The sequence below is a fragment of the Nonomuraea thailandensis genome, from assembly GCF_024172165.1.
In the GTDB taxonomy this organism is placed as follows: Bacteria; Actinomycetota; Actinomycetes; order Streptosporangiales; family Streptosporangiaceae; genus Nonomuraea; species Nonomuraea thailandensis.
The window spans coordinates 8,056,726-8,078,768 of the sequence record NZ_JAMZEB010000002.1 but is presented as its reverse complement, the minus strand read 5'-3'; the positions used below and the strand labels follow the sequence as shown (position 1 = coordinate 8,078,768).

22 protein-coding genes and 1 pseudogene are annotated in these 22,043 nt (G+C 69.1%); 20 read left to right on the top strand and 3 right to left on the bottom strand.

What is annotated here, in order from left to right:
- The first annotated feature begins 1 nt into the window (after position 1).
- The 15 genes from HD597_RS40800 (at position 2) to dprA (ending at position 12,323) form a co-directional block, all read left to right on the top strand.
- Complete coding sequence (locus HD597_RS40800) at positions 2-397, top strand: DUF742 domain-containing protein (RefSeq protein ID WP_253749827.1); 396 nt, start codon at positions 2-4, stop codon at positions 395-397.
- Entirely contained in the window at positions 378-965 is a 588-nt protein-coding gene (locus tag HD597_RS40795; RefSeq protein WP_148435125.1) for a GTP-binding protein, read from the top strand. The genes HD597_RS40800 and HD597_RS40795 overlap by 20 nt, the downstream gene beginning before the upstream one ends.
- Positions 966-1,022: 57 nt before the next feature.
- Entirely contained in the window at positions 1,023-2,576 is a 1,554-nt protein-coding gene (ffh, locus tag HD597_RS40790; protein ID WP_253749824.1) for a signal recognition particle protein, read from the top strand.
- A 234-nt stretch (positions 2,577-2,810) separates the two neighbouring features.
- Positions 2,811-3,251 (top strand): 30S ribosomal protein S16, encoded by a 441-nt coding sequence (gene rpsP / locus HD597_RS40785; protein ID WP_253749821.1) that lies wholly within the window; start codon positions 2,811-2,813, stop codon positions 3,249-3,251.
- 1 nt (position 3,252) lies between these two features.
- On the top strand, positions 3,253-3,498 hold the full coding sequence (locus HD597_RS40780; protein ID WP_043634919.1) for an RNA-binding protein: 246 nt from the start codon (positions 3,253-3,255) through the stop codon (positions 3,496-3,498).
- A gap of 73 nt (positions 3,499-3,571) precedes the next feature.
- Positions 3,572-4,072 (top strand): ribosome maturation factor RimM, encoded by a 501-nt coding sequence (rimM, locus tag HD597_RS40775; protein WP_253749818.1) that lies wholly within the window; start codon positions 3,572-3,574, stop codon positions 4,070-4,072.
- Entirely contained in the window at positions 4,072-4,851 is a 780-nt protein-coding gene (gene trmD / locus HD597_RS40770; protein WP_253749815.1) for a tRNA (guanosine(37)-N1)-methyltransferase TrmD, read from the top strand. The genes rimM and trmD overlap by 1 nt, the downstream gene beginning before the upstream one ends.
- A 137-nt stretch (positions 4,852-4,988) precedes the next feature.
- Entirely contained in the window at positions 4,989-5,351 is a 363-nt protein-coding gene (gene rplS / locus HD597_RS40765) for a 50S ribosomal protein L19 (protein WP_185109464.1), read from the top strand.
- A gap of 142 nt (positions 5,352-5,493) precedes the next feature.
- The gene (lepB, locus tag HD597_RS40760) at positions 5,494-6,351 is read left to right on the top strand and encodes a signal peptidase I (protein ID WP_253749812.1); all 858 of its coding nucleotides are present in this window, start codon (positions 5,494-5,496) and stop codon (positions 6,349-6,351) included.
- Positions 6,351-6,944 (top strand): signal peptidase I, encoded by a 594-nt coding sequence (lepB, locus tag HD597_RS40755; RefSeq protein ID WP_253749809.1) that lies wholly within the window; start codon positions 6,351-6,353, stop codon positions 6,942-6,944. Before lepB (HD597_RS40760) ends, lepB (HD597_RS40755) begins: the two co-directional genes overlap by 1 nt.
- 52 nt (positions 6,945-6,996) lie before the next feature.
- Positions 6,997-7,665, top strand: a complete 669-nt coding sequence (locus HD597_RS40750; RefSeq protein ID WP_253749806.1) for a ribonuclease HII — start codon at positions 6,997-6,999, stop codon at positions 7,663-7,665.
- 39 nt (positions 7,666-7,704) lie between these two features.
- A complete protein-coding gene (locus tag HD597_RS40745; RefSeq protein ID WP_026215037.1) occupies positions 7,705-8,028 on the top strand; it encodes a DUF2469 domain-containing protein in 324 nt (107 codons plus the stop codon).
- Positions 8,029-8,746: 718 nt separating this feature from the next.
- Complete coding sequence (locus HD597_RS40740) at positions 8,747-9,106, top strand: YraN family protein (RefSeq protein ID WP_276083146.1); 360 nt, start codon at positions 8,747-8,749, stop codon at positions 9,104-9,106.
- A complete protein-coding gene (locus HD597_RS40735) occupies positions 9,107-10,639 on the top strand; it encodes a YifB family Mg chelatase-like AAA ATPase (protein ID WP_253749800.1) in 1,533 nt (510 codons plus the stop codon).
- A gap of 445 nt (positions 10,640-11,084) precedes the next feature.
- Complete coding sequence (gene dprA / locus HD597_RS40730; protein WP_253749796.1) at positions 11,085-12,323, top strand: DNA-processing protein DprA; 1,239 nt, start codon at positions 11,085-11,087, stop codon at positions 12,321-12,323.
- Between the two features lie 653 nt (positions 12,324-12,976).
- Here the strand turns inward: dprA and HD597_RS40725 are convergent.
- Complete coding sequence (locus HD597_RS40725; protein WP_253749793.1) at positions 12,977-13,552, bottom strand: helix-turn-helix domain-containing protein; 576 nt, start codon at positions 13,550-13,552, stop codon at positions 12,977-12,979.
- A 36-nt stretch (positions 13,553-13,588) separates the two neighbouring features.
- Here HD597_RS40725 and HD597_RS40720 point away from each other — a divergent pair, with 36 nt between their 5' ends.
- From HD597_RS40720 to HD597_RS40710, 3 genes are all read left to right on the top strand, one after another.
- A complete protein-coding gene (locus tag HD597_RS40720) occupies positions 13,589-14,908 on the top strand; it encodes an alpha/beta hydrolase family protein (protein ID WP_253749790.1) in 1,320 nt (439 codons plus the stop codon).
- An 803-nt stretch (positions 14,909-15,711) separates the two neighbouring features.
- Positions 15,712-16,593 (top strand): tyrosine recombinase XerC, encoded by an 882-nt coding sequence (locus tag HD597_RS40715; protein ID WP_253749787.1) that lies wholly within the window; start codon positions 15,712-15,714, stop codon positions 16,591-16,593.
- Between the two features lie 417 nt (positions 16,594-17,010).
- Entirely contained in the window at positions 17,011-17,184 is a 174-nt protein-coding gene (locus HD597_RS40710; protein WP_253749784.1) for a hypothetical protein, read from the top strand.
- 200 nt (positions 17,185-17,384) lie between these two features.
- Here the strand turns inward: HD597_RS40710 and HD597_RS67050 are convergent.
- A pseudogene (locus tag HD597_RS67050) lies at positions 17,385-17,774 on the bottom strand (M23 family metallopeptidase); the annotation flags it as partial.
- Positions 17,775-18,170: 396 nt separating this feature from the next.
- Positions 18,171-19,694: an MFS transporter gene (locus HD597_RS40705; RefSeq protein ID WP_253749781.1), complete on the bottom strand. Its 1,524-nt coding sequence runs from the start codon at positions 19,692-19,694 to the stop codon at positions 18,171-18,173.
- Positions 19,695-19,763: 69 nt separating this feature from the next.
- Between HD597_RS40705 and HD597_RS40700 the strand changes: the two genes are divergently transcribed.
- Positions 19,764-20,393 (top strand): ArsR/SmtB family transcription factor, encoded by a 630-nt coding sequence (locus tag HD597_RS40700; protein WP_253749778.1) that lies wholly within the window; start codon positions 19,764-19,766, stop codon positions 20,391-20,393.
- Between the two features lie 401 nt (positions 20,394-20,794).
- Entirely contained in the window at positions 20,795-21,766 is a 972-nt protein-coding gene (gene rpsB, locus HD597_RS40695) for a 30S ribosomal protein S2 (protein WP_253749775.1), read from the top strand.
- Positions 21,767-22,043: the final 277 nt, after the last annotated feature.

Genomic DNA, 22,043 nt, shown 5'->3' with positions numbered 1-22,043 from the left:
GGTGACGAATTCGTGGAACAGCGGCGGCTGGGAGCCCCCGCCCCCGCCCGCCAGCTCTGACCCCGCCTCCCCGGTGCGGCCGTACGCCGTGACGGGCGGGCGGACCGCGCCCAAGGTCAAGCTGGCGATGGAGGCCCTGGTGTCCTCGGCGACCGCCGAGCACCGGGAGTTCTCCCACATCACGCCCGAGTACAAGGCGATCAGCCAGCTCTGCCTGCAGGTCAGATCGGTGGCCGAGGTGTCGGCGCTGCTGCGGATCCCGCTCGGCGTGGTGCGTGTTCTGATCGCGGACATGGCGGCGGAAGGCCTGGTTCGGGTACACCAGCCGCAGCTCGAGGCAGGTAGGCCGGACGTCAACCTGCTGGAAAGGGTGCTCAGTGGACTACGCAGGCTCTAGCCCCGGCCTCACCTCGACGAAGATCGTCGTCGCCGGTGGGTTCGGGGTGGGCAAGACGACGTTCGTCGGCGCGGTGTCGGAGATCATGCCGTTGACGACGGAGGCCGTCATGACGGACGCCTCCGCCGGGATCGACGACCTCGGCATGACACCGCTGAAGTCGACCACGACCGTCGCCATGGACTTCGGCCGCGTGTCCCTGGACCGTGACCTGATCCTGTACCTGTTCGGCACGCCCGGGCAGCACCGGTTCTGGTTCATGTGGGACGACCTCGTACGGGGCGCGATCGGCGCGGTCGTCCTCGTGGACACCCGCCGCCTGGCCGACAGCTTCCCCGCCATCGACTACTTCGAAGAGGCGCAGCTGCCGTTCGTGGTGGGCATCAACGGCTGGGACGGCTCCTACCCGCACAGCGACACCGAGGTGCGCGACGCCCTCACCCTGTCGCCGCACATCCCGATGGTCCGGCTCGACGCCCGCAAGAAGGATTCGGTGAAAACCGTCCTGATCCAGCTGGTCGAGCATGCGCTGACGGTCAGGATGGCCGTGCCAGGCTGGAGCGGCTAGCGGAGCGGATAGGCTGGAGTCTTAGACGTACATTCGCTTCGAGGACTGGCCAACCACGTGTTCGAGACGCTATCCGACCGGCTGACATCGGTCTTCTCCTCCCTCCGTTCCAAGGGGCGGCTGTCCGATGCCGACATCGACGCCACCACCCGCGAGATCCGCATCGCCCTGCTAGAGGCCGATGTCGCGCTGCCGGTGGTCAAGGCGTTCGTCGCCCAGGTCAAGGAGCGTGCCCGCGGTTCCGAGGTCTCCCAGGCGCTGAACCCGGCGCAGCAGGTCGTCAAGATCGTCAATGACGAGCTGATCGGGATCCTCGGCGGCGAGACCCGCAGGCTCCGCTTCGCAAAGACGCCGCCGACCGTCATCATGCTGGCGGGCCTCCAGGGCGCGGGCAAGACGACGCTGGCGGGCAAGCTGGCCAGGTGGCTGCGGGAGCAGGGGCACGCGCCCATGCTCGTCGCCGCCGACCTGCAGCGGCCCAACGCCGTCCAGCAGCTCCAGGTCGTGGGCGAGCGCGCCCAGGTCGCCGTCTTCGCGCCCGAGCCGGGCAGCGGCGTGGGCGACCCGGTCGCGGTCGCGCGCAGGTCGCTCGACGAGGCCAGGCGCCTCAACCACGACATCGTCATCATCGACACCGCCGGCCGCCTGGGCATCGACCAGGAGATGATGCGGCAGGCCGCCGACATCCGCGACGCGGTCACGCCCGACGAGACCCTGTTCGTGGTCGACGCCATGATCGGCCAGGACGCCGTCACCACGGCGCAGGCGTTCATGGAGGGCGTCGGCTTCGACGGCGTGGTGCTGACCAAGCTCGACGGTGACGCCCGCGGTGGTGCGGCGCTCTCGGTGCGGCACATCACCGGCCGGCCGATCATGTTCGCGTCCACGGGTGAGAAGCTCGAGGACTTCGACGCCTTCCACCCCGACCGGATGGCCTCGCGCATCCTCGACATGGGTGACATCCTCACCCTGATCGAGCAGGCGCAGAAGACGTTCGACGAGGAGCAGGCGGCCAAGATGGCCGGCAAGCTCACCTCGGGCGAGAACTTCACGCTCGAGGACTTCCTCGAGCAGATGATGATGGTCCAGAAGATGGGCCCCATCAAGAACCTGCTCGGCATGATGCCCGGCATGGGGCAGATGCGCGACCAGATCAACTCCATCGACGATCGCGACCTCGACCGCATCGCGGCCATCATCCGCTCGATGACCCCGGCCGAGCGGCAGGACCCCAAGATCATCAATGGCTCGCGCCGCGCCCGCATCGCCGCCGGTTCCGGCGTGACGGTGAGCGCGGTGAGCAGCCTCGTCACCCGCTTCTTCGACGCCCAGAAGATGATGAAGCGGATGGCCGGCGGCATGGGCATTCCCGGCATGCCAGGCGGGAAGGGCAAGGCCGCCAAGGCGCAGAAGAAGGCCAAGAAGGGGCGGCGCGTCAGCGGCGACCCGCGCAAGGCCGCGCTGGGCAAGGCGTCGTCGGAGCCGGAGTCGGCTCCCTCGGCGCCCCAGCAGGGCGGCGTGCTGGGCAACCTCGGCGGGAAGCTGCCTCCGGGGATGGAGCTTCCGCCCGGCTTCGACCCGTCCAAGCTGCGCCTGCCCGGGCAGAAGTAGGACGTCGGCGGCGGGGTGGGCGTGTCCACCCCTTGCCGGACCTTTGCGGTGTGCTGTCGTGACAGGTCGTAGGCAGTGCCGTCGATCTGGCACAATGGCATGTTGGAACACCGTGGCCATGCGGGTGCCCTCTCACCTCCCGCCGGCTACGCCTGTCCCTGGAGCGTCATCCCGTCGTGCCCCACTCGGCGAGGTGCCGTTCACCCACGCTCGAATGCAGGAGAGACCACACCCGTGGCAGTCAAGATCAAGCTCAAGCGGCTCGGCATGATCCGCAACGCTCAGTACCGTATCGTCGTCGCCGACAGCCGCACCAAGCGTGACGGCCGGGCGATCGAGGAGATCGGCCTGTACCACCCGAAGGAGAACCCTTCGCGCATCGAGGTCAACGCCGAGCGTGCGGCTTACTGGCTGGGGGTCGGCGCGCAGCCGACCGAGCCGGTGCTCAAGCTGCTCAAGCTCACCGGTGACTGGCAGAAGTTCAAGGGCGAGCCCGCTCCGGCACCGCTGCTGGTGGCCGAGCCCGCGCCCGACCGCCACGCCGTCTACGAGGCCGCGGCCAAGGAGGCGCTGTCCGGTGGCGACACCGGCACGGCCGCCACCACGCCCAGGAAGGGCAAGAAGAAGGACGAGGCCGAGGCCGTCGCCGAGACCCCGTCCGAGGGCGAGGCCTGACGTGCTCGAGGAGGCTCTCGAGCACCTCGTTAAGGGCATCGTCGAACATCCCGACGATGTCCGGGTCCGCGCACGCCGCATTCGCAGCGGGCGCGTCCTGGAGGTCCGGGTGCACCCCGAGGACCTGGGCAAGGTCATCGGACGCGGCGGGCGCACCGCCAAGGCGCTGCGCACGGTCGTGAACGCCCTGGCCGACGGGAAGTACGTGCGGGTCGATCTGCTCGATCTGCACGAAGCGGTCCGTTAGCGTCAGGTTTGTGCGCCCTCATCGGTCTCGTTCCGATGGGGGCGCTCCGCGTTGAGAGAGAAGGCAGGTTCACGTGCAGCTGGTCGTCGGCCGGATAGGCCGCCCGCACGGGGTACGCGGTGACGTGACCGTGGAGGTGCGCACCGACGATCCCGAGCTGCGTTTCGCCGCCGGCAAGCCGATCGCGACCGACCCCGCCGACCGGGGGCCGCTCGTCGTCGCCGGGCGCCGGTGGCACAAGGGCGTGCTGCTGCTGGCGTTCGAGGGGGTCACCGACCGCGACGCCGCCGAGGAGCTGCGCGGCACCATGCTGGTCATCGACTCCTCCGAGGTGACGCCGTCCGACGACCCCGACGAGTTCCACGACCACCAGCTCATCGGGCTGAGCGTGCGGACCGTCGCCGGCGAGCCCGTCGGTGAGGTGGAGGACGTGCTCCACCACGGCCAGGACCTCCTCGTGGTGCGCCGCCAGGGTCAGGAGGACGCGCTCATCCCGTTCGTGCGGGAGCTGGTGCCCGAGGTCGACCTGGAGGCGGGCCGGCTGGTCGTCGATCCTCCGGAAGGGCTGCTGTGATGCGGCTCGACATCATCTCGATCTTCCCCGAGTACTTCGCGCCGCTCGACGTCTCGCTGATCGGCAAGGCCCGTGAGCGCGGCACCCTCGACGTACGGCTGCACCAGCTGCGCGAGTGGGCCCACGACGTGCACAAGACCGTGGACGACACCCCCTACGGCGGGGGCCCCGGCATGGTCATGAAGCCCGAGGTGTGGGGCGAGGCCATCGACACCGTCGCCGAGGGAGGCTCGCCGCGGCTGATCGTGCCGACACCGAGCGGGCGGCCGTTCGACCAGGAGCTGGCGCAGGAGCTGGCGCAGGAGCCGTGGCTGCTGTTCGCGTGCGGCCGTTACGAGGGCATCGACTCCAGGGTCATGGCCGAATACTCGTCGCGGATGCGCGTGGACGAGGTCAGCATCGGCGACTACGTGCTGGCCGGCGGCGAGGTGGCGGTGCTGGTCATGGTGGAGGCCGTCGGCAGGCTGCTGCCCGGAGTGCTGGGCAACGCCCAGTCGGCCGTGGACGACTCGTTCGCGCCCGGGTCGATGCAGAACCTGGTCGAGGGGCCCGTCTACACCAAGCCGCCCGTGTGGCGCGGGCACGAGGTGCCCGCGGTGCTGCTGTCCGGGCACCACGGGAAGGTCGCCCGCTGGCGGCGCGACGAGGCGATCAGGCGCACCGTGCGGAACCGGCCCGAGCTGGCGGCGGCGCTCGACCCCGAGACGCTCGACAAGCACGACAGGAAGCTGCTCGAAGAGCTCGCGTTTCGCCTCCAGCCGGAAGATGTGGCAAACTGAATCGCTGCCAACCTCCTGTGGGTTGGTCTGGCATGCCCGGGTAACGGTCCCGGGTTCATCACATCAGCAAGCGCGTCCGCCGCGAGCTCCGGCCGGGTGGACCTCCGCGTGCTCGCGAGGACTTGAGGACAGCTCTCATGCACACGAAGATCCAGGAGCTCGAGAAGGCGACCCTGCGCGGCGACGTGCCGGCGTTCCGCCCCGGTGACACGCTCGAGGTTCACGTCCGCGTCGTCGAAGGAAACCGCTCCCGCATCCAGGTCTTCAAGGGCTTCGTGCTGCGCCGCCAGGGCAGCGGTGCCCGCGAGACCTTCACGGTCCGCAAGGTCAGCTACGGTGTCGGCGTCGAGCGCACCTTCCCGGTGCACAGCCCGGTCATCGAGAAGATCGTGCTCGTGACCCGCGGTGACGTGCGTCGCGCCAAGCTCTACTACATGCGCGACCTGCGCGGCAAGGCCGCCCGCATCCGCGAGAAGCGCGAGACGGCGGCCGCCAAGTAACACAGGTGGACTTTCGAATGGCCCGCGCGTCGCGCGGGCCATTCGGCTTTACAGGGCCGTTTCCTTTATGTGGAGCGACTCGTGCACGGTGTAACGTCGGTCGAGGCTTGTCGGGCCGAAGCATCATCTAGGCTCGTCAGCGATGACTAGCGAAAGCCAGGAGCACGGCGCGGCGCGCCGCCCTGTCGAGGACGAGGTGGACGTGGTCGCCGAAGAGACTCAGAAGCCTGCCAAGGGCGAAAAACAGGAGAAGAAGGGGTCGTTCTGGAAAGAGCTTCCCGTCCTCATCGTCGTAGCCCTGGCGCTGGCCCTGCTGATCAAGACGTTCGTGGTCCAGGCGTTCTACATTCCGTCGGAATCGATGGAGAACACCCTGCTGACCAACGACAGGGTCCTGGTCAACAAGCTCGTCTACCACACCCGTGACATCGAGCGCGGCGACGTCGTGGTCTTCTCGGGCGTTGACTCCTGGGACGGCGAGTTCCAGATGGAGGAGCCGTCCAACGTGGTCGAGGGCTTCTTCCGGTGGGTCGGCACGGCGTTCGGCATCATCCCCGGCGAGAAGGACTACATCAAGCGGGTCATCGGCGTGGGCGGTGACCACGTCAAGTGCTGCGACTCCAAGGGGCGCATCACGGTCAACGGCACGCCCATCGACGAGGAGAGCTATCTCTACCCGGGTGACCGGCCCTCCGACGAGTTCTTCGACGTCACGGTGCCGCCGGAGCGGCTGTGGGTGATGGGCGACCACCGCTCGGTCTCGCTCGACTCCCGCTCGCACACCGGCGACCCGGGTGGCGGCTCCATCCCCGTAGGCCAGGTCATCGGGCGGGCCTTCGTGATCGTCTGGCCGTTCAACAGGTTCGACACGATCGACATCCCTGACACGTTCGCCCAGCCCGCCCTGCAGGCGCTGGGCGGATCGGTGCCGCTGGTCGCCGGGTTCGGCATGGCCGTACCCTTGGTGCTGGTCCGTCGCCGCCTCTGGAGGAGGCGCTGATGGCCGACACCGAAAAGGCGGAGGGCGTGGGGAAACAGAAGAAGAAGGGCGGTTTCCGCGAAACCGTGCTGCTGCTCGTCATGGGCGTCGGCATCGCGCTGCTGCTGCAGGCGTTCGTGGTCGGGTCGTTCTACATCCCGTCGGTGTCGATGGAGAACACTCTGCTCGTCAACGACCGGGTGTTCGTCAACAAGCTGGCGGGCAAGCCCGAGCGCGGCGACATCGTGGTCTTCAAGGGCTGGAACGGCGAGGACACGATCAAGCGGGTCATCGGCATCGGCGGCGACAAGGTGGTGTGCTGCGACAAGCAGAAGCGCATCACGGTCAACGGCACGCCGCTGGACGAGAAGTCCTACCTCTACCCGGACGATTTCGCTTCCGGCGATGAGTTCGACGTCACCGTGCCCGCCGGGAAGCTCTGGCTGATGGGCGACCACCGCAGCGCCTCGGCCGACTCCCGGGCCCACATGGAGGAGCCCGGAGGCGGTTTCATCTCGGAGGACGCGGTGGTGGGCAAGGCCGTGCTGCGCTATTGGCCGCTGTCGCGGGGCTATCTCTTCTCCCGTCCCGACATTTTCGACAAGGTCAAGTAGAGGCGTCTTCCAGTCGCGGTATGCGGCGAATGGGGCGTACGCTGCCTGTGTCATGACAGTTGCGTTCCGCCCTCGACCGAGCGTCGTCCGGCGCGATTCCGGACTCTACGCCTATGAGCGGGCGCTGGCCCGCCGCGGCCTCACCCCCATCGCGGGCGTCGACGAGGCCGGTCGCGGCGCGTGCGCCGGCCCCCTGGTGGTCGCGGCCGTCGTCCTGCGCAGGCAGATCGACGGCCTGGGCGACTCCAAGCTGCTGACCCCGCAGGTGCGCGAGCGCCTGTACGACCAGATCATGCGTCTGGCGCACGTGGGCATAGTGATCATCCCACCGGGGGAGATCGACGCCAAAGGTCTGCACAAGTGCAACGTCTCGGGAATGCGGCGAGCCGTCGCGCAGTTGCCCTGTGACCCGGAGTACATCCTGACGGACGGCTTCCCGGTCCCGGGGCTCCCGGCGCCGTCGCTGGCCGTGTGGAAGGGGGACCAGGTGGCCGCGTGCGTGGCGGCCGCGTCGATCGTGGCCAAGGTGACCAGGGACCGGTTGATGGTCGCGCTCGACGAGCGCTACCCGCAGTACGGCTTCGCCGAGCACAAGGGGTATGTCACACCAGGACACCGGCTGGCGCTGCAAGCGCACGGGCCGTGTCCTGATCACCGTTACTCCTTCGTCACGGTGGCGAGGGGGATGGGTGAAAATGAAATGGGGGCCGGGGTTGCCTGAGCAGGCGAACCGGGGGACCGGTACGACAGGAGGACCGCGATGAGCGCAGAGGATCTCGAAAAGTACGAAACCGAGATGGAGCTGCAGCTTTACCGCGAATACCGTGATGTCGTCGGTTTGTTCACGTACGTGGTGGAGACTGAGCGGCGGTTCTATCTGACCAACTCGGTCGATCTCGACGTCCGTACCGCCGAGAACGGCGACGTCTTCTTCGATGTGAAGATGCAGGACGCGTGGGTTTGGGACATGTATCGGCCGGCGCGGTTCGTCAAGAACGTGCGGGTGGTCACGTTCAAGGATGTGAACGTGGAGGAGCTGGCCAAGGCGGATCTGGAGATGCCCAAGGAAGGGTTCTCCGGGTAGGTGACGGTGGTGGGCCCGGGGGTGAGCGAGGGCGGGTTCTCGTGCCCCGGGGCCGTTGGAGCGTCCTTGGCGCGTTCACCTGTGCGTGGGCGTGCGGGGGGCCTGGGTGTGCGCGCCTGCGCATGTCCGGCGCTGGACCCTGGGTCAGTGCTCATCCTCGGCCTGGGCCGGTGCCGTGCTCGGCGTGAGCCTGAGCCTCATCCGTCTGAGCCTCATCCGTCTGAGCCTCATCCGCCTGAGCCATGCCGAGGCCCGAGCCGTCCCCAAGCCTGAGCCGTCCCTAAGCCTGAGCTTGGCCCAGTGCCAGACCTGCTCTGAGTCGGCGCGCTCAAGCCTCTCACCACGCGTGTGAGCCGCTGTCAGGCCCAGCGCCTCACCGGTGCCGTGCCACGGTGGTGCGTGCGTGATCCCGTCCGTGCCCGTGAGCCCTTCTCCTGCCACGGTCCTGGCGTTTGCCATGCGCGCCCACCCGCCCGTCGCCGGCCTCCGTGCCCCCTCAGCACTTCCAGACGGGTATCACCAACTCGTCGTTCAGGTGGCCACGGCAGCACATCTGTGCACTCAGGCCCGCCCAGCCACTGACACCCCGGGTTATCCACCACCCCGTCGGCCCCGGCACCTCTGTATCCACAGAACCCCGTTCGGCCCTTCACCACCACCCCACCTCCGCGAAGGTGATCCCCGGAACCGCACCGGACCGACACGACGGAGGTGGCACATGGCCAAGGAAAGCAGACTCGAGCTCGGCAAACGCGGCGAAGAGGCAGCCGTGACCTACCTTGAGGCCTCGGGCATGAGAGTGGTCGACCGCAACTGGCGCTGCCGCCACGGCGAGATCGACATCATCGCGGAGGACGGCCCCACCCTCGTCGTGGTCGAGGTCAAGACCCGTTCGGGCAGATCCCACGGCACGGCACTGGAGTCGGTCAGCCCCGCCAAGCTGGCCAGGCTGCGCATGCTCGCGGCCAAGTGGCTCTCCACGCAGCCCCGCACGTTCGAGTCCGTGCGCGTGGACGTGATCGCCCTGGAGCGCTTCGCCGGAGATCTCGCCCTCCGTCACGTACGGGGGGCGATCTAGATGGCCGTGGCCCGCACGCGCAGCGTGGCCCTGGTGGGGGTCGCGGGCCGCACGGTCGAGGTCGAGGCCGACGTGGGGAACGGCCTGGCCGGCATCCACCTCATCGGCCTGCCCGACACAGCGCTCAGCGAGGCCCGCGACCGCGTCAGATCGGCGATGGTCAACAGCAACTACCCCTGGCCCGACGCCCGCATCATCGTCAGCCTCTTCCCGGCCAGCCTGCCGAAGCGCGGCTCCCAGTTCGATCTGGCGATCGCCGTGGCGATCCTGGGCGCGGCGGGCGTGGTGCCGGCCGAGCGCATCGCGGAGCCGTTCTTCCTGGGGGAGCTCGGCCTCGACGGCCGCATCAGAGCCGTGCGCGGCGTGCTCCCCTCCGTCCTGGGCGCGGCCAAGCACGGTGACGTCACGGTCGTGGTCCCCTCGGCGAACTCCGCGGAGGCCGTCCTCGTGCCCGACGTGAAGGTGATCCCCGTGGCGGACCTGCGCCAGCTCGTGGAGTGGCTGCGCAAGGGCGACGACCCGCCCAGGCCCGAGTTCGAGGAGTACGCCGAGCCGCCCAAGACGACCGGCGCCCCCGACGTCGACCTGGCGGACGTCGTCGGCCAGCCGGTCGCCCGCCGAGCCCTCGCGGTGTGCGCGGCCGGCGGCCACAACCTGTGGATGCTCGGCCCGCCGGGCACGGGCAAGACCATGCTGGCCGAACGCCTCCCCACCCTCCTGCCGGACCTGGAGCTCGACCACGCGCTGGAGGTCACCGCCATCCACTCGGTCGCGGGCGTCCTGCCGGCCAACGCGCCGATGATGAGCCGCCCTCCGTTCGTCAGCCCGCATCACACGGCGACCGCCGCCGCGATCATCGGCGGCGGCAGTACGGTCGTCCGCCCCGGAGCCGTCTCCCTGGCCCATCGGGGTGTTCTGTTCATGGACGAGGCTCCGGAGTTCCCGCGGCATGTCCTGGACGCGCTGAGACAGCCTGTCGAGTCCGGCCGCGTGACGGTGTCGAGGTCGGCGGGCTCGGTGACGTTCCCGGCCAGGTTCATGCTCGTCCTGGCGGCGAACCCCTGTCCCTGCGCCCAGGCGGAGGACCAGACCGAGACCTGCAAGTGCTCTCCCACGATCAGACGCCGCTACCTGGGCCGCCTCTCCGGCCCGCTCCTCGACCGCATCGACATGAAGGTCACCGTCGCCCGCTCCTCGCGCCGCGAGCTCCTGGCCGACCGCCAGTTCGTGGAATCCAGCGAGACGGTGGCCGAACGCGTCCTGGCGGCCCGCGAACGAGCCGCCAAGCGCCTGGCGGGCACGCAGTGGCGCTCCAACGCCGAGATCCCCTCCTCCGTCCTCCACGCCGACTACCGCCCCTCCGACGAGGCCATGCGCCCCATGACGGCCTGCCTGGACACGGGCACCCTCACAGCCCGCGGCCTCGACCGAGTCGTACGAGTGGCCTGGACCCTCGCCGACCTGGCCGACAAGGACACCCCAGGACAGGACGAGACCAACGCGGCCCTCAGCTTCTGGCTCGGCGTGAGATGACCCGGCCCAGCCGCCGAACCCGGGCCTCGCAGCGCCGGGCCCCACTCCCAGCAGTCGTCCACGTCGTCGCAGCCCGAGCCTCGGGCACCGTCCTGGTCCACCGGGCGCAGGAAGAACACCCCCTCTCATCGCGTGCTTGATCACCGCCCTCGGTGGCGAACCGCCATCGCCCCACCCCATCGGGAGGAACTCCTTGACCACCACGCCTTCCGCATCCGCAGGAGCCGGCAGGCCCGTCATCGCCGCGATGACCTGCGCCGGCGAAACCTCAAGAGCTCTCATGCCCGATGCCTGGCCCATCGCGACCGCACTCCCCGCAGGGCCTGTGACCAGAGCGGGTCCCATGAACGGCCACCCTGATCAGGGTCTCCCGGCAACGAGAGGGCGACCGGAGACCAGTCCCCGAGCTGATGCTCACAAGGAGATCGAGGCGAGGGCCGCTCTCATGCGAGCCGCCGACGTCGGAGACGTCACGATGGGCAGTCTCGTGGCCGCGTACGGCGCCCCACAGGCGGTGGAAGCCATCCGCGCCCGCACCCTGCCCCCGGAGTTCGTAGCCGGCCAAGCCCGGCACGAACGCCCGCCCAACCTCACAGCCTGCCTGAACGCCTGGTACACCCGCATGGCGGCCGCCAATCCCGCAGCCGACATCGAAGCCGGCCAGAGATCCGGTGCCAGGCTGATCATCCCCGGCAGCCCGGAATGGCCGACCCAGCTCGACCAGCTGGGCCGCAGCCGTCCCCTCGGCCTGTGGGTGCACGGCAACGCGGACCTCCGCTTCTCCTGCCTCAGATCCGTCGCGGTGGTCGGAGCTCGGGCCGCCACCTCCTACGGCTCGCACACCGCGGCCGAGTTCGGCGTCGGTCTCAGCGAGTCAGGATGGACCGTCGTGTCGGGCGGCGCGTTCGGCGTGGACGGGGCAGCCCACAAGGGCGCCCTGGCCGCCGGCGCACCGACGGTCGTGGTCCTGGCCTGCGGGGTCGACGTCTGCTATCCGAGCGCCCACGAGCCCTTGTTCGCCGAGATCAAGGAGAAGGGCGTGCTCATCAGCGAGTGCCCGCCCGGCGTACACCCGACCAGGGCCCGCTTCCTCATCCGCAACCGTCTGATAGCCGCCCTCTCGCGAGGAACGGTGGTGGTGGAGGCCGCGCTCCGCAGCGGCGCCCTCAACACGGCCACCCACGCCCTGTCCCTCAACAGACACCTGGGAGCGGTCCCGGGCCCCATCACGTCCGCGATGTCAGCCGGATGCCACAGACTCCTCCGGGAACGCAAGGCCGTCTGCATCACCTCGCCGGAAGACATGATCGACCTCGTAGGCGTGCTCGGCGACGACCTCGCCCCGCAGATCCGCGCCCCGGCCGTCCCCCGGGACAGGCTCAACGAACCGACCAAGAGAGTGCTGGACGCGGTCCCGTCCAGAGGCGGCGCGGGCCCGGCCTCGATCGCGGTGGCAGCCGGGATGAGCCTGGACGCGACGCTGAGCGCGCTGGGCGGCCTGGCGGCCGCAGGCTACATCGAACGCATCCCGAAGGGCTGGCGCCTGCGCAAGCAGACGGCCTCCTACCGCAAGGCCCCCGACTCCACGGCCCTCGAACCCCCACCCGCCCCAGAGCCGGACCCCGCCGAAGTCCCACCACCCCCGGACGATTTCCCGGACCCGGAGGACGTTCCTCCCGCGTAGACGGCAGTCCGTCCCAGCTCAAGATCGCCGCAACGTGGACCCAGCACGAGGCCGGCACCTGACGCGCACGCGGCAGCCCGGATTCTCGACGCCCAGAAGAACAGGAGTGGAAGGACGCTCATGCGTGCACGGTGGTGGTTTGGTCGGCTCGACGCATATCGCGATCACAGCGCTCTGGAAGCGATCGGAGAAAGTAGGGGTCACCGGTGCACGATCCGCCTCACCGCCGACTGCCACCCCGCCAAACTGTGGTCTGCGGCCATCGTTCTGCTGTCCTCGGTTTCGATACAGGCCCTCCAAGGATCAAGCGATGGCCGTCACCATGCTCGGGAGTCGTGGCCTGCGGGCCAGGCCACGCCCCGCATCCCCCGCCCCCGCCCCCGCACCCTGTCCGGGCGCGGCGTCAGTGACCGGTTGCCTCGGGGACAGGAAGCCGGAGAGCGTCCGTGACACCTGTCTGGGAAGCGCCGGCGATGGGCGCGGCAACGTCCGCCCAGTTGAGCTGCCGAGCAGGCTGTAGTACTGCGACCTTGGATGCCGCCGTTCACCTTGCTCGGCTCCGCCGGCGAGGTGGGTGCCTGGGTGGCGATCTCGCGCAGGGTCGCGTCGTGGCGGCGGGCTGGCGGACACCGGGTGCAAGGACGAGACGTTGGTCAGTCGGTGTCGGTTGTTGCTTCCGTGCCGTCAGTGGAGGGCGACGGCGGCGCCTCGATCGGGAACAGGATCGGACTGAGCAGGTATTGAGTGCGGTCGGGGGCTGAGGGGTTGGCGAGTCGGGGTGCGATGGCGGCGCGTAGCTCGCTGATCAGCTCATGCAGCTCGTCGTGGCTGAGCCAGACGGCATGCTGCCGGTAGCCGACGAGGTCCGCTACCGGGTCGGCCTCGTCCCGGTCCAGGTAGGCGTTGAACTCGGCGAGCAGGATGGCCATAGCCGTGGCGAAACCGCGCCGATGGTCGTCGCGCGACAGAGACTCGATCATGGCGGGGTCGATCACCGCCAGGTCCTGGCGTAGGCGGTATCGGCGCTCCACCGCCCCCCGTACTCTCCGCTCCTCGGCCACCTCAAGGACACCCTCGCTCGCCAGCAGATCGATGTGCCGGTAGAGCGTGGCTTTGGAGACGTCGGTGATCCGCGCGCACAACTGCGAGGTCGTCAGCATGCGACCACCGCGCATCGCATGAACGACGCGCAGCCGCACGGGGTGAGCCAGGAGCTCCAAGGTGTCCATGGGCTTATGATCTCATATCTGCTACCTTTCTCATGTATGAGAAAGGTGCGGAGGAAGAGCATGGGAACAGCAGGTGAGCCGGCCGCGGTCGCTGTCTCGGTCGTCGAGATGGCAGTTGAGGGGCGGTTCGGGGAGATCGAGGAGCTGTTCGCGCCCTCGTTGCGGGCGGTCGTGTCGGCGCGGCTGTTGCAGACTGCCTGGCTCGGCGAGATCGGTAAGCGAGGCGGAGTGTCCGTCGTCGGGCAGCCGGTGAGTGAGGCGGCCGGTGCGGGGCTGGTGCGGGTGAGCGTTCCGGTCGGGTGTCAGCAAGGCGGGATCGCCCTGGTCGTGGTGGTCGATGAGGTCGGCATGCTGCACGGGCTGCAACTGGCGCCCGCGACGACGGTCCCGTGGGAACCGCCGTCCTACGCCGAGCCCGAACGCTTCTCCGAGCAGGATGTCACCCTTGCGGCCGGCGCCGATGCGGTGCCGGGCACGCTGAGCCTGCCGCACGGTAGGGGGCCATGGCCCGGGGTCGTACTGCTCAGCGGAGGAGGGCCGTTCGACCGTGACGAGACGAGCGGGCCCAACAAACCGCTCAAGGATCTCGCCTGGGGGCTGGCCAGTCGTGGTGTGGCCGTGCTGCGGTTCGACAAGGTGACGTACGCGGATCACGAGAGGATGGCCTCGTCCGGGTTCACGATGACCGGTGAGTACGTTCCGTTCGCGGTGGCTGCTGTACGCCTGCTGCGAGGACGGCCCGAAGTGGACCCTGCACGGGTGTTCGTCGTGGGCCACAGCATGGGCGGGAAGGTCGCACCGCGCGTGGCCGTCGCCGAGGAGTCGGTGGCCGGGCTGGTGATCATGGCGGGTGACACACAGCCGATGCACCGCTCGGCTGTGCGGGTTGCACGCCATCTCGCGTCGGTGCATCCCGATGCAATCCCGGAGGGCGCGGTGGAGAGCTTCATCGAGCAGGCCTCGATGGTCGACAGCCCTGACCTCTCGCCCTCGACACCGGCCACGGCGCTGCCCTTCGGCCTTCCGGCTTCGTACTGGCTGGATCTGCGCGACTACGACCCGGTCGCGACCGCGGCGGCGCTGGGCAAGCCGATACTCATCCTCCAGGGAGGCAGGGACTATCAAGTCACCGTCGCGGACGACCTCTCTGGGTGGCGGGCGGGTCTCGCACACCGTCCCGACGTCACGATCCGGGTGTACGACGCCGACAACCACCTCTTCTTTCCTGGTGAGGGTGTCTCCACGCCTGAGGAGTACGAGGTTGCGCAACATGTCGATCCCGCTGTTGTCGAGGACATCGCGAAGTGGTTGGTCGCCGAGCGGGGCGCGTCGTCGTCGTTGGAGGGCGGCTGTTGAGATGGCTCGGATCAGAGCGCGGTGAACGGTCTAGGGGTGCACGGTGGGGGAGGTGAAGGGCGGACGGTGAGGTGGGAGGGGCAGACAGGGCTGGTCGAGGTGGAAGTTCGGGTGGAGAACTCTGGCGGAGGGGGCGGCCGTGAATAGGCGGAGGTTCGAGCTTGGCCTGGGCTGGGAAGCGGTGACAGTTCGAGGCTGACCTGGAAGCGGGGTGCGTGTGAACGGCCTGGCCGTGGTGCTGCGCGGTTACGACTCGATGGTGGGCGAAGTTCGCGGCGACGACGATGATGCTGATGGCGGAGGTCAGCCGGGTGGGCCGCGGTGGGGACGCGTTCGGGTGTTGGCCGGTTGCGGTGGAACGCATGCGGGCTGCGGTGGGCGTGGTGGGGAGGCATGCGAGCTGCGAGAGGCGTGACGGTGACGGGGTGACGGGCATGTGGTCGGGCTGCGGTGGGTCGGGTGCGCTGCGGTGGGGACGTGGTCGGGCCGGGGTGGGCTGCGGTGCGGACGTGGTCGCGTCGCGGTGAGGCGTGGTGCGCGGTCGGGCTGCGGTGGGTCGGGTGCGCTGCGGTGGGGACGTGGTCAGGTGGTGGTGCGATGTGGTGGGGATGTGGTTGGCCACGCCCGGGTCGCGGTGGGATGCGGTGGGATGCGGTCGGCCGGGTTGGACGCGATGGGACGCGGTCGGGGCGCGCTGGGATGCCGTTAGGTCCCGGTGGGGACGTAGGCGAGGTTGGGGTCTGGGGTGGAGTGGGAAGTCGTGAAAGTTTGGAAGTGGGTGGAGATGCGGAGGAGGTCCGGGCGTGGATAGGGAAGAGGTTGTGAGTGAGTTCGGGCGGTATCTGCGGCTTGAGCGGGATCTTTCGCCGCATACGGTTCGGGCGTACCTGACTGACGTCAATTCTCTGCTCGATCACACGGGTGGAAAAGTTGAGAGCCTGGATATCGGGGTGCTCAGGGAGTGGTTGGCGGGACAGCACGCGGCGGGGAAGGCACGGGCCACACTGGCGCGTCGGACGGCCTGCGCTCGGACCTTCACCGCTTACTGCCATCGCCGGGGTTGGCTGCAGGCAGATCCGGGGTTGCTGCTCGGCAGTGCCAAGTCGCCTCGCACATTGCCCTCCGTGCTTGATCAGCGGCAGGCCGAGGCCGTGCTGGCCGCACCTGCGACTGCGGAGCCCAAGGAGTTGCGGGATCAAGCGCTTCTTGAGTTGTTGTACGCGACCGGAGTGCGGGTGAGTGAGCTTTGCGCGCTTGATGTCGATGATGTGGACCGGGAGCGGAACGTCATCAGGGTGCTGGGTAAGGGGCGCAAGGAGCGGACGGTGCCGTTCGGGGGGCCTGCGTTGCGGGCGTTGGATCGGTGGTGCATTCATGGGCGGCCGCGATGGATGCGGGCCGGGACGGGAGCGGCGCTGTTCCTCGGGGTGCGGGGTGGGCGGATTGATGCGGGGACCGTGCGGCGGGTGGTGCATGCGCGGTTGGAGCAGGTGGAGGGGGCGCCGGATATGGGGCCGCATGGGTTGCGGCATAGTGCGGCCACGCATTTGCTAGAGGGTGGGGCAGATCTTCGCAGCGTTCAGGAGTTGCTCGGGCATGCGTCTTTGAACACCACGCAGATTTATACACACGTGTCGATTGAGCGGTTGCGGGCGGCTTATCGGCAGGCGCATCCGAGGGCTTGACTGAAGGTGGTTCTGGCCTTTCGTGGGTTGGGCGGTGCGATCCGGGGGCGCGGTTTGAGGGGCGCGGGCGGGTTGGTGATCGGGGTTGTGTTGGCCGGTCACCGCTCGGGTGCCCTGGTTGGTGGGTGCTGTTGTCGGGGGCGTAGGGGTGCGCGGAGGGGTTAGCGCAGCCTTGGTGAGGTTGGTGGGTGGTGTTTCTGGTTTCTGCTTCTGCGTCCTCGTTGCTTGCGGTGCTGGCCTCTCACGCGACTGTGCGGGTGGGTTGTGGCATGGCGTTTGCGGCGAGTGCGGCACAGGGCGGTGAACAGGAGGAGGGCTGTCATCAAGGCGCTGAGGCCGATGACGGTGACGGCGAGATGGGATGAGGCCGTTCTTCGGAGCGCCTGAACTGCTCCTGCCCAGCGGGGGAGGGCGACGGTGCATGACGAGGGTGGCGGTGGAGGCACGTTGCTTGAGCTGGAGATCGTACAGGTGCTGGAGCTCGTACGGGTGCTGGAGCTCGTACGGGTGCTGGGGATCGAATCGGGGCTTGGGGCGGTGGGTCGGGAGTTGGGACGGGGAGTGCGGTTCTGCCCGGTGCGCGGGCTGTAGGGGATGCGCGAGGTGGTGGGGAAGGCGTTGCCAGGGTTGATGGTGGCGGAGGTCGGGAGGGGTGTGGTGACGGCGGGGGGTGTGGCGGTTTTGTCAGTGGGGGTTCGGGCTGCGGTTCTCGCGGGGGTGCGTGGTGGTGAGGGCCAGAAGGGGAGGAGACGGGTGGGGGCCTGGCCGAGGAGTTGCAGCGGGTTCAGGTAGTGGGTGTCGCGGCGGAGGCCCCAGTGGAGGCATGACTCCGGGCAATGGTGGGTGGAGGGCTCGAGGGTGCCGAGCTGGGATCCCGATGTGATGGGTTGTCCGCGGCGTACCGAGGCTGTGACCGGGAGGTAGGTCGTGCGCAGGCCGCCTTCGTGATCGATGGTGATCACGCCCTTGCCGGCTACGGGGCCGGCGAAGCGGATCGTGCCTGGGCCTGCTGCCAGGACTGGGGTGTCCGCCGGGGCGGCGAGGTCGATGCCACGGTGGCCGGCGAGCCAGGGCTCGGGGGGTGGCGTGAAGGGGCGGAGGATCCTGGGGGTTCCGTCGAGTGGCCAGCGCCATGCCGGGGGAGAGGCTCTTGCCGGGGGAGCGGGGGCGGTGGACAGCATCAGGGTCGTGGAGATGAGCGGTGTGGAGATGGCCGAGGCGACTCTTCGCAGGGCTCGGGCCTTCGGGGATCGGTGCTGGGCTGGGGATGGGGGGTGGGTGCAGGAGGACTGGGCGTTCATGGTGGGAGCTTGTCCGGGGTGGGGAGGGCCGCGAGAGGGTGAACGCCGTTCTGTGGATAGTGGGGGAAGGGCTGTGGGTCACGGGATGGGGCGGCGCTTGTCGATCGCGGGATGGAGGCGGGGCTGCCGAGGCAGGGGGGAGGCCGGTCTGCGGAGGCCGGTCTGCGGAGGCGGGGCTGCTGAGGTGGGATGGGGGCGGTGGGTGTGGAGAAGGGGATTGAAGGTGATGTGGTGGCGAGGTGGGCGGGGGCGCGTTCGTGGAGGAGGGAGCGGACGTCAGCGCGGGGAATGGCGCTTGGTTTCGATCAGGTGGGTGGTGGACTGGGCGGGTGAGGGGACCGGGGTGTGGGGCGCGGGGGTGCGGCGGTGATGGGGGCGGAGCGGGGACGTCCAGATCCAGATGGTGCTGAGGGCTATGCCTGCCGCGCAGATGAGGATGACGGGGCGTAGGCCCAGCAGTTCGGCGAGGAAGCCGCCGGCGAGGCCGCCGAGGGCCAGGACGCCCTGGACCGCGAAGGTGGTCGTGGCGTTCACTCGGCCGCGGAGCTCCGGAGAGGTCTCCCGGAGGATGATCGCGCCCATGCAGGTGGCGAAGGCGACGACGATGCCGCCGGTCATCGTGCTGGTGAGGGCCAGGAGCGAGAGCTTCCACCACAGCGGGCCGTTCAGGAGACCCACCGCCAGGATCTCGATGGGGAAGAAGATCACTGAGACGAGCAGGACGCGGTTCTCGCCGTAGCGCTTCGACAAGCGGGTGGTCAGCCAGGCGCCGAGCAGGCCGCCGGCGCCGCTCAGGGCGATGAGTACGCCGATCAGGGCCTTGGGGATGCCGAGGGTGTTCAGCATGTAGAGCATGTAGACGGCTGTGTACGCCATGGCGAAGAAGTTGATCGTGACGCCGGCCCCGAGGAGTGCGCGCAGCACCGGATGGGTGACGCTGGTCTTCAGACCTTCCACGACGTCGCGCCACATGCTCTTGGAGGCCGCGGGAGTGTTGTTCTCGGGGGTTCTGATGGTGCGCAGCAAGAGGGCCGAGGTCAGGAACGCGAACGCCTCAGCCAGGACGGCCAGCGGAGCCGTGAGGAGTTGCACCAGGAGACCCGCCAGGCCGGGGCCGCTGACCGACGCCACCGAGTAGGAGGCGTGGAAGCCGGCCATGGCCTCCGTGCGCTGGGACGGGTCCACCACTGCTGCGAGGTGGGGGAAGTTGGCGGCCTTGAAGAGCACGCCGGCGGTGCCGATCACCAGGGCCACCGCGATCAGCCAGACGACGTTCAGCACGCCGAGCAGCCACGCGACGGGGATCGTGGCCGCGGCCGCGCAGGAGACGAGCTCGCAGGCGATCATCAGCGGGCGGTGGCGGGTGAGCCGGTCGGCGATGGCGCCCGACTGGAGGCCGAACAGGAGGACCGGGACCGAGGCGGCGGCGGTCAGGATGCCCATCTGGGCGGGGGAGGCGGTCAGCAGGGTGACCGCGGTCAGCGGGATGGCCAGCTTGGAGACCTCTGAGCCGGTGACGGAGATGGTGCGGGCCGTCCAGAGCAGGCGGTAGTCACGCTGTCTCCGGAGGGGAGGAGCGGTCGGGGCTGAGAGGGAGGGGGCGATGGCGTCGCCCGCAGGTGGGGTGGGTGGATCGGCGGCGAGGTTCGTGGGTGGTTGGGCCGCGGCGCCACCGGTGCCGGCGCTGGCTGCGGACGGATGGGGGGTGGATGACTGGGAGGTGGGCGCGGGTGTAGGGGAGTTTTCGCTGGTGGGGAAGGAGGTGGACGGTTCAGGGGAGTTGTGAAGGGAAGGCTTCATAAATATGAAGGTAACGCTTCATAGTTATGAAGGCAATACTTCACGTCTGGGGATGGGTACGTTTGGCGCATGACGCAGGACAGAGAGGGGCTGAGCGATCCCAAGGCGATGCGGGCGCTGGCTCATCCGGCGAGGTTGATGATCCTCAACAGGCTTCGGGTGGGGGGCAGCGCGACCGCCACCGAAGTGGCGGAGATCGCGGGGATCACGCCCAGCGCCGCCAGTTATCACCTGCGGATGCTGGCCAAGTACGGGTTCGTCGAGGACGCGCCGCCACGGGGGGACGGCAGGGAGCGGCTGTGGCGGGGGGTGGACCGGCCGCTGAGCGTCGGGATCCGGCCCGATGACCAGCCGGAGGTGCGGGCGGCCAAGTCGGTGCTGATCGCGGCGTTCCGGCGGGACGCCAACGACGAGGCGGATCGGGCTCTGGCCGGCTCCGATCTCGAGCCCGAGGAGTGGCAGGAGGTGACGATGTTCAACCGGCACCGCCTCCGGGTGGACGCCGAGGAGCTCGCGGAGCTGAACCGTCAGATCGAGAAGGTGCTCGAGCCGTACTTCGCCCGGGATCGGAATGAGCAGGCGGCGCCGGAGGGGGCGAGGCTCGTGGAAGCGCAGGTGAATCTGTTCCCGATCGCGGCGAGGGTGGTGCCCGGGCTGCCTACCGAGGACCACGATGCGCGCCTGGCCACTGAAGACTGAAATGTCGCTGGGACGGATGTGCCGGTGACGGGTGTTGTGGGTGGTGTTCGAGTGGGGTATGTCCGTTCGCGGGGATGGTCGCCGATTCGGCGTGGTCGTCCTGGCAGTAAGGCGTGATGGAGAGACTCGGGGGCGGGGGATGAGCGGGCGGTGGTGTCGGCGTAGGGGCGGATGTCCGTTTGACCGTGGACGGTCAGCCTGGGGTGGTGTGGGAGGTAGACTTTTCGATGGCCTGTGACACAGGCCGACTTCGCATGCCCCATTGCGGACCGCGCCATCGGTCCGGGCCACGTGCCCGGCGGGAGCGGGTTCGGGGCATCAGGGCGGCAGACAACGCGCTGCCGCGGCACAACCGAGAACCGCGCCCATCCGCAGGGCGCCCAGACCTGGAGGACCAGCACATGGCCCCCGTCGTCACCATGCGACAGCTGCTCGAGAGTGGCGTTCACTTCGGTCACCAGACTCGGCGCTGGAACCCGAAGATGAAGCGCTTCATCTTCACCGAGCGCAACGGCATCTACATCATCGACCTGCAGAAGTCGCTGTCGTACATCGACCGCGCCTATGACTTCGTGAAGGAGACCGTCGCCCACGGCGGCACGATCCTGTTCATCGGCACGAAGAAGCAGGCTCAGGAGGCCATCTCCGAGCAGGCCGCGCGGGTCGGCATGCCGTACGTCAACCAGCGCTGGCTGGGTGGCATGCTCACCAACTTCTCCACCGTGCACAAGAGGCTGCAGCGTCTGAAGGAGCTCGAGGAGCTCGACTTCGACAACGTCGCGGGCTCGGGGCTCACCAAGAAGGAGCTCCTCATGCGCCGCCGCGAGAAGGACAAGCTCGAGCGCACGCTCGGCGGTATCCGCGACATGGGCCGCGTGCCCAGCGCCGTGTGGGTCGTCGACACCAAGAAGGAGCACATCGCGATCAGCGAGGCCAAGAAGCTTGGCATCCCGGTCGTCGCGATCCTCGACACCAACTGCGACCCCGACGAGGTCGACTACCCGATCCCGGGCAACGACGACGCCATCCGCGCCGTCGGCCTGCTGACCCGGGTGGTCGCCGACGGTGTCGCCGCCGGTCTGATGGCGCGTTCCGGCGCCGCCCGCGGTGACGAGAAGCCGGCCGCCGCCGAGCCGCTGGCCGAGTGGGAGCGCGAGCTCATCGAGCAGGGCACCGGCGAGCGTGCGGCCGACGAGGCCGCCGCCGCCCCGGAGGCCGCTGCTGAGGCCCCTGCCGAGGCCGCTGCCGAGGCCCCTGCCGCTCCTGAGGCTGCCGCCGAGGAGAGCGCTGCCGCCGAGGCCGCTCCGGCCGAGGCTGCTGCTCCGGCCGAGGCCGAGACCGCTGGTGAGGGCGAGACCGAGCAGCAGGCCTGACGTCCGCGCGTACGGGGGCGCCCCGGGTCTTCCCGCTGAGGGTGGGTCCGAGGTCCCCCGGAGCGATGGCGAAGGTCGTCGCCGCCGGATCCGGCTGATCTGCCGGTCGGGCGAGCGAGCAGGCAAGGCGAGTCAGCGGTAAGGCCCGGCGACTCGGCGGGCGAGGTCCGGTGAGTCAGCGGGCAAGGCCTGGCGAGCGAGCGGGTAAGGCTCAGACTCGGCGGGCGGAACTCGGTGAGTCAGTGGGCAAGCTCAGGGACTCGGCGGGCGAGGCTCG

Coding starts and splice junctions, on each gene's coding strand:
- trmD (WP_253749815.1), top strand. CDS start 4,072: ATGCGGCTCGACATCATCTCGATCTTCCCCGAGTACTTCGCGCCGCTC.
- rplS (WP_185109464.1), top strand. CDS start 4,989: ATGCACACGAAGATCCAGGAGCTCGAGAAGGCGACCCTGCGCGGCGAC.
- lepB (WP_253749812.1), top strand. CDS start 5,494: ATGACTAGCGAAAGCCAGGAGCACGGCGCGGCGCGCCGCCCTGTCGAG.
- lepB (WP_253749809.1), top strand. CDS start 6,351: ATGGCCGACACCGAAAAGGCGGAGGGCGTGGGGAAACAGAAGAAGAAG.
- HD597_RS40750 (WP_253749806.1), top strand. CDS start 6,997: ATGACAGTTGCGTTCCGCCCTCGACCGAGCGTCGTCCGGCGCGATTCC.
- HD597_RS40745 (WP_026215037.1), top strand. CDS start 7,705: ATGAGCGCAGAGGATCTCGAAAAGTACGAAACCGAGATGGAGCTGCAG.
- HD597_RS40740 (WP_276083146.1), top strand. CDS start 8,747: ATGGCCAAGGAAAGCAGACTCGAGCTCGGCAAACGCGGCGAAGAGGCA.
- HD597_RS40735 (WP_253749800.1), top strand. CDS start 9,107: ATGGCCGTGGCCCGCACGCGCAGCGTGGCCCTGGTGGGGGTCGCGGGC.
- dprA (WP_253749796.1), top strand. CDS start 11,085: ATGCGAGCCGCCGACGTCGGAGACGTCACGATGGGCAGTCTCGTGGCC.
- HD597_RS40725 (WP_253749793.1), bottom strand. CDS start 13,552: ATGGACACCTTGGAGCTCCTGGCTCACCCCGTGCGGCTGCGCGTCGTT.
- HD597_RS40720 (WP_253749790.1), top strand. CDS start 13,589: ATGAGAAAGGTGCGGAGGAAGAGCATGGGAACAGCAGGTGAGCCGGCC.
- HD597_RS40705 (WP_253749781.1), bottom strand. CDS start 19,694: ATGAAGCCTTCCCTTCACAACTCCCCTGAACCGTCCACCTCCTTCCCC.
- HD597_RS40700 (WP_253749778.1), top strand. CDS start 19,764: ATGACGCAGGACAGAGAGGGGCTGAGCGATCCCAAGGCGATGCGGGCG.
- rpsB (WP_253749775.1), top strand. CDS start 20,795: ATGGCCCCCGTCGTCACCATGCGACAGCTGCTCGAGAGTGGCGTTCAC.